4 protein-coding genes and 3 pseudogenes are annotated in these 7,138 nt (G+C 64.5%); 3 read left to right on the plus strand and 4 right to left on the minus strand.

Annotation, left to right across the window (positions count from 1 at the left end; translation table 11 throughout):
- Nucleotides 1–8: 8 nt before the first annotated feature.
- The 3 genes from GFY24_RS39505 to GFY24_RS39515 form a co-directional block, all read right to left on the minus strand.
- A complete protein-coding gene (locus tag GFY24_RS39505; protein WP_153810240.1) occupies nucleotides 9–1,370 on the minus strand; it encodes an NAD(P)/FAD-dependent oxidoreductase in 1,362 nt (453 codons plus the stop codon).
- A 16-nt stretch (nucleotides 1,371–1,386) separates the two neighbouring features.
- Nucleotides 1,387–1,815, minus strand: a complete 429-nt coding sequence (locus GFY24_RS39510; RefSeq protein WP_153810241.1) for an SRPBCC domain-containing protein — start codon at nucleotides 1,813–1,815, stop codon at nucleotides 1,387–1,389.
- 132 nt (nucleotides 1,816–1,947) lie between these two features.
- A complete protein-coding gene (locus GFY24_RS39515) occupies nucleotides 1,948–2,151 on the minus strand; it encodes a cold-shock protein (RefSeq protein ID WP_153810242.1) in 204 nt (67 codons plus the stop codon).
- 354 nt (nucleotides 2,152–2,505) lie between these two features.
- Between GFY24_RS39515 and GFY24_RS39520 the strand changes: the two are divergent.
- Nucleotides 2,506–3,458 (plus strand): annotated as a pseudogene (locus GFY24_RS39520) (IS3 family transposase); the annotation flags it as partial.
- Nucleotides 3,459–3,465: 7 nt separating this feature from the next.
- Here GFY24_RS39520 and GFY24_RS39525 read toward each other — a convergent pair.
- Nucleotides 3,466–4,842 carry an IS30 family transposase gene (locus tag GFY24_RS39525; RefSeq protein WP_153810248.1) on the minus strand — a complete coding sequence of 459 codons (1,377 nt, stop codon included), beginning with the start codon at nucleotides 4,840–4,842 and terminating at the stop codon, nucleotides 3,466–3,468.
- 68 nt (nucleotides 4,843–4,910) lie between these two features.
- Here GFY24_RS39525 and GFY24_RS39530 point away from each other — a divergent pair.
- Nucleotides 4,911–5,072, plus strand: a pseudogene (locus tag GFY24_RS39530) (IS3 family transposase); the annotation flags it as partial.
- Nucleotides 5,073–5,501: 429 nt separating this feature from the next.
- Nucleotides 5,502–6,973 (plus strand): annotated as a pseudogene (locus GFY24_RS39535) (NF041680 family putative transposase).
- Nucleotides 6,974–7,138 lie beyond the last annotated feature (165 nt).

The raw sequence follows: 7,138 nt of genomic DNA on the forward strand, positions 1-7,138 counted from the left end.
TCGGGCACTCAGTCGGTTTCGCAGATCGCCTTCAGGGCCACCGGCACCTCGTCGGCGGGCAGATAGCATCCGGTCTGTTCGAAGCCGCCGATGGTGTGGGCGTCGTAGTCGCCGTATCCGATGCGGAGGAAGTCGTCACCGCTGAGGCCGTGCACGGTCCAGTCGAAGGCGACCCGCGCTCGGGCGACGACTGTGCGCAGCGCCATCAGGTGGTAGCCGCGTGCCGCGAATTGTGCTGGGATGCCGCGTAATCCGATCTTCAGGGGGCGGGCTACGGCGTCGCGGCCGCCGAGGTCGACGACCATGCCCAGGTCCGGATGCCGGTACGGCTCGGCCTTCCCGCCGCGCAAAGTGGCCAGCAGGTTCTTCGCAAGGTGCCGGCCCTGGCGCATGGCGTGCTGTGCGGTGGGTGCGCAGATCTTGTCGTCGCCCTCGGTCAGGTCGGGGACCGCGGCCGCGTCACCGCACGCCCACACCCCGTCCAGGCCCGGCACGGTGAGATCGGGCGCGGCGACGATACGGCCTTTCGCGGTGTCCGCGCCCAGATGTCCGGCCAGCGGGTTGGGTGCGACGCCCGCGGTCCACACCAGCGTCCGCGTCGGAATGTAGCGGCCATTGGTGAGTGTGACGCCATTGGCGGTGACCTGCTGAGCCGAAGCGCCGGAGATCAATTCGATACCGCGTTCGGCCAGAATGCGTTTCACCTCCCCGCCGAGCCGCTCGCCGAGTTCGGGCATGATGCGGTCCCCGTGAGTGACCAGATGCCATCGCACCATGTCCGGGTTCAGCCGCGGGAAGTAGCGGCGGGCCGCTGCCTGGGTGACTTTGTTGAGCACGGCGGCGGTTTCGGTACCGGCGTATCCCGCGCCGATGGTGACGAAGTTGAGCCGTTCCCGGTCTTCGTCCTCCTCACCGCGCACCGCCGCGATATCCAGCTGCCGCAGTACGTGATCCCGCAGATGCATGGCCTCCGCGAGGGTCTTCATACCGAACCCGTGCTTATCCAGGCCGGGGACATCGAGCACGCGCGTGATACTGCCCGGGACGAGTACGAGATGGTCGTAGCCGAGGGCGAATTCGCCGCCCGTGGGGCGCTGCACGATGACCTGCCGGGTCTTCGGCTCCACCCCGATGGCGGTACCCGGCACAACTTCGGTGCGCCGCAAGACTCTTCGCAGTGAGACCGACACCGACCGCGGATTGAGCACTCCCGATGCCACCTGCGGCAACAACGGTAGATAGAGCAAACCCGCTACGGGCGTGATGAGTTGGATGAACGCTTCTTCCGGCTTCAGATGGCGTTCCAGATATCGCGCGCATTCGACGCCGGCGAAACCACCGCCGATGATCACGATCTTCGATGGCTCCATCGCCTCACAATACGTGCTACGCGCGTTCGGCGGCCTTCTTCACGCCGTTGACGTGGGTCTCCCACATACCGCGTGCGTGTTCGGCCTCTTCCTCGCTGGCGTTGTTGTCCTGGCTCAGGGTGAGGTGGGTCGTCGTGCCTGTGTTGGTCAGCTCGTAGGTGAGGGTGTGGTAGTTCTCCGGCACATCCGGTTGGCCGGTGAGCGGACTGTAGTGGGTCATCTTCAGCAGGCGGCCGGGCTCGAATGCGAGGATTTCGCCCTTGTCCTCGTACGCTTTCCCGTCGTACTCGCCCGACCAGACGATCGGGCCGCCCACCCGCCAGTCGGTGTGCACGTGGGTCCCGAACATGAACTCGCGTATCAGTTCCGGGTCGGTCAGCGTGGACCACACCTGCTTCGGCGGGGCGCTGATATCGGTTTCCGCGGTGGCGACGTACCCGGTCATAGGAGGCACCTTCCATGGGGTTGAGTGTCTTCAGCGTATGCCCGTCGCGGAGTGTGTTCTTGCATAAAAGCGTCACAACGAAAAAAGCTTCGCACCGTTGGCGGTGCGAAGCTTCTGACAAGTCGTGTTGAATCAGATGGCGCGGACATCCTGGGCCTGGAGGCCCTTTTGGCCCTGCTCTACCGAGAATTCGACACGCTGACCCTCGTCGAGGGATTTGTAACCCGCGCCGCTGACGGCCGAGTAATGCACGAAGATGTCCGGGCCGCCTCCATCTTGAGCGATAAAGCCGAAGCCCTTTTCACCGTTGAACCATTTGACACTGCCTTGAGCCATGCTGCCGGGCGGTGGGCGGCGGTGGGTTGTAGAAGGCCAGCAGCCCTCGGCTGCAGTTGGTTGATGAGGACGGCGTGAGACAACACCGCATGCTCGCCGCAGCCGTGGACGTGCTGGGGCCCGACCGCGTCATGTTCGGCGCCGACTCCCCCTACGGTGCTCCCACCGCTGAGAGCGCCGCTGATGCGCGCGGCCTCGGCGGCGTCGACTCGCGCGGCTCCTTCGGCGGCGCCGGCGGCGCCCGCGCATTCGTCGACAGTGCTCCGCTCGACGAGCCGGGCAGGGCGAAGCTCGGTCACCCTGAATCGCCCCGGGTTTCATGCCCACTCTCTTTCTTGAGAGGATGTGCACGAGATGCCAACCAAGTACGACGAAGCGACCAAGGCCAAGGCTGTGCGGCTGGTCGCCGATCACCGGGACGACTACGACAGCGAGTGGGCCGCGATCAAGGCGGTCTCGGCCCGGTTGGGCATGACCGCAGAAACCCTGCGCAAATGGATCCGGCAGAACGCGGTCGACGTCGGGGACGCCGACGGTGTCTCGAGCGAGGCCGCGCGGACGATTCGTGAGCAGAGCCGAAAGATCAAAGAGCTCGAGCAGACGATCGAAATCCTTTCCGCGGCAACATCTTTTTTTGCGCGGGCGAACGACCCGCGACACCGTTAGTGTGTGAATTCATCGCTGAGCACAAGACCCGGTTCCCGATCGCGGCGATCTGTCGGGCGCTCTCGGCGCGTGGAGTGAAGATCGCTCCGCGCACCTTCCACGCCTGGAACACCCGGGCACCGTCCAAACGCGCCTTGTGGGACACCGCGGTGACCGAGGTCTTATCCGGCTATTACGAGCCCGACGAGAAGGGTAAACGCAAACCCGAGTGCCTGTACGGGGCGGAGAAGATATGGGCGCATCTGCAACGGGAAGGCTTCCCGGTCGCACGGTGCACGGTGGAACGGCTGATGCGCGCCAACGGGTGGGCAGGAGTGGTGCGGCGCAAGAAGATCCGCACCACCGAGGCGGACTCGACCGCTGACCGCGCACCGGACCTGGTGGATCGCCAGTTCCGGGTACCAGCACCGAACGTGCTGGTCGTAGCTGATTTCACCTACGTGCGGTTGGCGAGCGGGTCGTTCGTCTACACCGCGTTCGTCATCGACGCCTACGCCGGGCGGATCCTGGGCTGGGAATGCTCGACCAGCAAGGAAACCGCGTTCGTGGAATCGGCGATCCGCCAGGGGGCTGCGTTGCGGGCCCGTGAAGGTAACCCACTGCTGGGCAACACGATTCATCATTCCGATGCGGGCAGTCAGGGCGGATTCAACTGGTCGTCGCAACATTTCTCTGCTGGAGCGATTGTAGGTGATGTTCCATCGCTTCGACCGGAGTGCGCCATCCGAGCGTCTTCCGCGGTCGCGTGTTGAGAGTATGCGCGACTGCTGCGAGATCCTTTGCGGTCCAGCGTGATAGGTCAGTGCCTTTCGGGAAGTACTGTCGCAGAAGACCATTCGTGTTCTCGTTGGTTCCGCGCTGCCAAGGACTGTGCGGATCGGCGAAGAACACCGGGACGCCGGTCTTCGTTGTCAGCGCCGCGTGGGCCGACAACTCCTTTCCCCGGTCCCAGGTCAGCGACTTCAGCATTGGCTCGGGGATCTTTTTCAACGCCGCCGAGAGCGCCCTGTTCATCGATTCCGCCCCATAGCCACTGAGCGCGGTGCCGTTCTTGACCGGCGCGGACCTCCCCCATCCGTGCTCGCGTGGCAGGTGGACAAGGACGGTGAATCGAGTGGATCGATCGACGATGGTGCCGATCGCGGAGCGGTCGGTGCCGATGATGAGGTCACCCTCCAAATGGCCCGGATTCGCGCGATCCTCGGCTTCTGCGGGCCGCTTGCTGATCAGCACGTCAGGCGTGACGTGAGCCCATGCCACGCGCTTGGAACGGGCACGGGGCATCCGCAGCGCCCGCCCGGTCCGCAGATTCAAGATCAGTTCACGATCGAGCGCGCCGCGTCCCTCGATGTAAAGAGCCTGATAGATCGCTTCATGACTGATCCGCATGGACGTGTCGTCGGGGAAGTCGATCCGCAGACGCTGCGAGATCTGCTCCGGGCTCCACGCCTGCGCCCATTGCCGGTCCGAGCGGTGCGGCTTGTTGCGGCCGGTCCATGTTCCTGTCGCCGGGCCGGCGGCGATCCTGCCGTTCGCGTCGGCGATCCGCCCCGACAGTCGATGTTGGACATACTTCCGAAGCTGTTGATTCTCAAGGAGTTTCGACTTCTTCGGGCGTCTGGCGAACAGCTCGGCCTTCCACTGGGCAACCGAGGCGCGGTAATCGAGCTTCCCTCCGCGGGTCGCGGCGTTTCGCCGCAACTCCCGCGAGATGGTCGACGGGCTGCGTCCCAGCGCCTGCGCGATCTGCCGTACTCCCTTGTCCTGCGCCTCGAGTAGCGCGATCTCCTCGCGCTCGGTGAACGACAGGTAGCGGCCGCCGGGCCGGCTCCAGGAGTACGGTGACATCCCGCCAGCTTCCCGGAACCAGCGAGAGCCCGCGACTGGCGATACCCCCACCGCGACACCGGCTTCCGTTGGAAGCATGCCCTCCGCGATCCTGTCCCAGAAGAGCCGCTCCACCGAGCGCGGGTGCCCGGGAGCCCCCGGCGACCGCATCGGAGCTCGTCCGGTGACCTCCCGCATCCAGTCCGATGGCCTTCCCATAACACCCTCCATGACCTCGGGTGTTGCGTCCACCGGTTGAACCTGAGCAGTTCCGGTCGAGAAAGTTTGTGAATGCGTTGTCGGTCAACGGTTTACGAGGTTCGATGGGCAGGGTCGGGGCGTGTGGTGACAATGCGGCGATGGAGTCGTTCTTCGCGTTGCTGCAGAAGAATGTCCTGGACCGGCAACGCTGGGCGACCCGCGCGGACCAGCCCGCACTCGCGGCCTGAACCACCACACCCGCGAGTCAACCGAACTCGGGGCAGTCCCGAACGCCGACCCGAAACCATTCGTCTGGCGCAAAACCGCCGAGGAGATCCTCGAATCACTCGCTAAATATCTTCAACGGATTTCAGACGCAGGACACTAGTTCGTGGTCGGAACCGTCGGTGGATGTGCGCATGGCCAGATTCCACGTAACTGTCAGGCACACCGTCTACGACGCGTTCACCCGCTGGTGGCACGGCGGAGAAGTCACCGCGATACACACGGAAATGAGCAGTTAGATAACGGGCACTTAACTTGAAATTTAACCTTCACGACCGGTGGTGTGACCCCGGTTGATCATGCAAGCAGCCCTTGTCTGATGATTGCTGTTGCGACACAAGCAATTTCACACAAGGGCTGCGGTGATAAGTATGACCGACGGCGGGTGCGACGGCGTGCTCGGGGACTTGGCGGCGTTCCGTCAAGACTTCTACGACTGCCTGACCAGGCGGGCGGATGCGTTGTTCGAGCTGTGCGAGGCGCTGCTGTGCGCCGACGGTCCGGTGCGGTCGCTGGTCGGGTTGTCCCTGGCTCCGGAGCACCGACGCGGGCACGGGGCGCTGTATGACGCGGTGAACAGTGGCCGTGTCGAGATCGACCGTCTGAGAACTGTTTTGGCCGGCGTGCGGTTGCCGAGGGCGGCCGACGGACGCCTGGTGATGGCAGTCGATGTGTCGCCGTGGTTGCGTCCGGACGGCGCGACGTGCCCGGATCGTCGTTCTGCCACACCTACGGGCGCGGCAAGGACGAGCATCGGATGATCCCGGGCTGGCCGTACTCGATCATCGCCGCGCTCGAGACCGGCCGGAGTTCGTGGACCGCTCCGCTGGACGCGCAACGACTCCGCCCTGGCGCGGACATTCTTACGGTGACCGCCTCCCAGATCCGTGACCTCACCGAACGGCTCATCGCCGCGGGACAGTGGCGGAATAACGACCCGGACATGTTGTTCGTGCTCGATGCCGGTTACGAGGGTCCGCGTCTTGCCTACCTGCTGTCGGATCTGCCGCTGCAGATCATGGTGCGCCTGCGTTCGGATCGAGTGTTTCGCCGCCCGGCTCCGAAATATCAGCATCCACCCCAAGGTGGTCGGCCCGCTCGTCATGGCGGGGAGTTCATCTTCAAAGACCCGGCCACCTGGGGCAGCGAAGATGTCGCAACCCGCACTGACACAAGGCTTTACGGCACGGCGACCGCGCTGGCGTGGAATCGACTGCATCCGCGGTTGCAACGCCGGACCGCGTGGGCGGACTGGGTCGGGCCGATGCCGATCCTCGAAGGCACCGTGATCCGGCTGACAGTCGAGCAACTACCCAGCGGCGGAGTGAACAAACCCGTCTGGCTGTGGTGGTCCGGCACCGACGCCACCCCCGAAGATATCGATCGGTGCTGGCGAATGTTTCTGCGGCGCTTCGATATCGAGCACACCTTCCGGATGTGGAAGCAGACACTGGGCTGGACCTGTCCGCAGTTGCGTGACCCCAACTCGGCTGACCGTTGGACCTGGCCGATCATCACCGCGTATACGCAGCTACGGCTGTCGCGGCCCCTGGCCGCGGACCTGCGGCTGCCGTGGGAGAAACCCGTTGCACCACAACGCCTTACACCAGCCCGGGTCAGGCGGGGGTTTCGTCACATTCGCACGAAGGCGGGGTCTCCGGCCAGTGCACCGAAACCCTCCCGGCCTGGCCCCGGACGTCCGCCCGGGGTGAAGAACCGGCACCATGCCGCTCGCTATGACGTGGGATTGGTCCTGGCCACCGGCCACGCCTATACCCGCCCGGCCCACCACAAGAAGGGCACCAAACCCCGCCGAACAGTGCAAATACCCAGCGGGGGTTAAATTTCAAGCTTAAGTGAGGAGTTCCCAGCGGCCACTCTGATTGTCTGTTTCATGGTTTTTCCAAAGGTGTGTCGAGGCCGGTCATACGGGCCAACATGTCCACATGCGCGGCGAACAGCGAATCACGCGCGGGCTCGTCGAGGTAATCCAAATGACCATAGGTTT

The organism is Nocardia sp. SYP-A9097 (assembly GCF_009649815.1).
GTDB lineage: Bacteria > Actinomycetota > Actinomycetes > Mycobacteriales > Mycobacteriaceae > Nocardia.

Excerpts from the sequence above, each read along its gene's own strand:
- GFY24_RS39505 (WP_153810240.1), bottom strand. The coding sequence starts at position 1,370 with ATGGAGCCATCGAAGATCGTGATCATCGGCGGTGGTTTCGCCGGCGTC.
- GFY24_RS39515 (WP_153810242.1), bottom strand. The coding sequence starts at position 2,151 with ATGGCTCAAGGCAGTGTCAAATGGTTCAACGGTGAAAAGGGCTTCGGC.
- GFY24_RS39525 (WP_153810248.1), bottom strand. The coding sequence starts at position 4,842 with ATGCGGGAGGTCACCGGACGAGCTCCGATGCGGTCGCCGGGGGCTCCC.
- GFY24_RS39510 (WP_153810241.1), bottom strand. The coding sequence starts at position 1,815 with ATGACCGGGTACGTCGCCACCGCGGAAACCGATATCAGCGCCCCGCCG.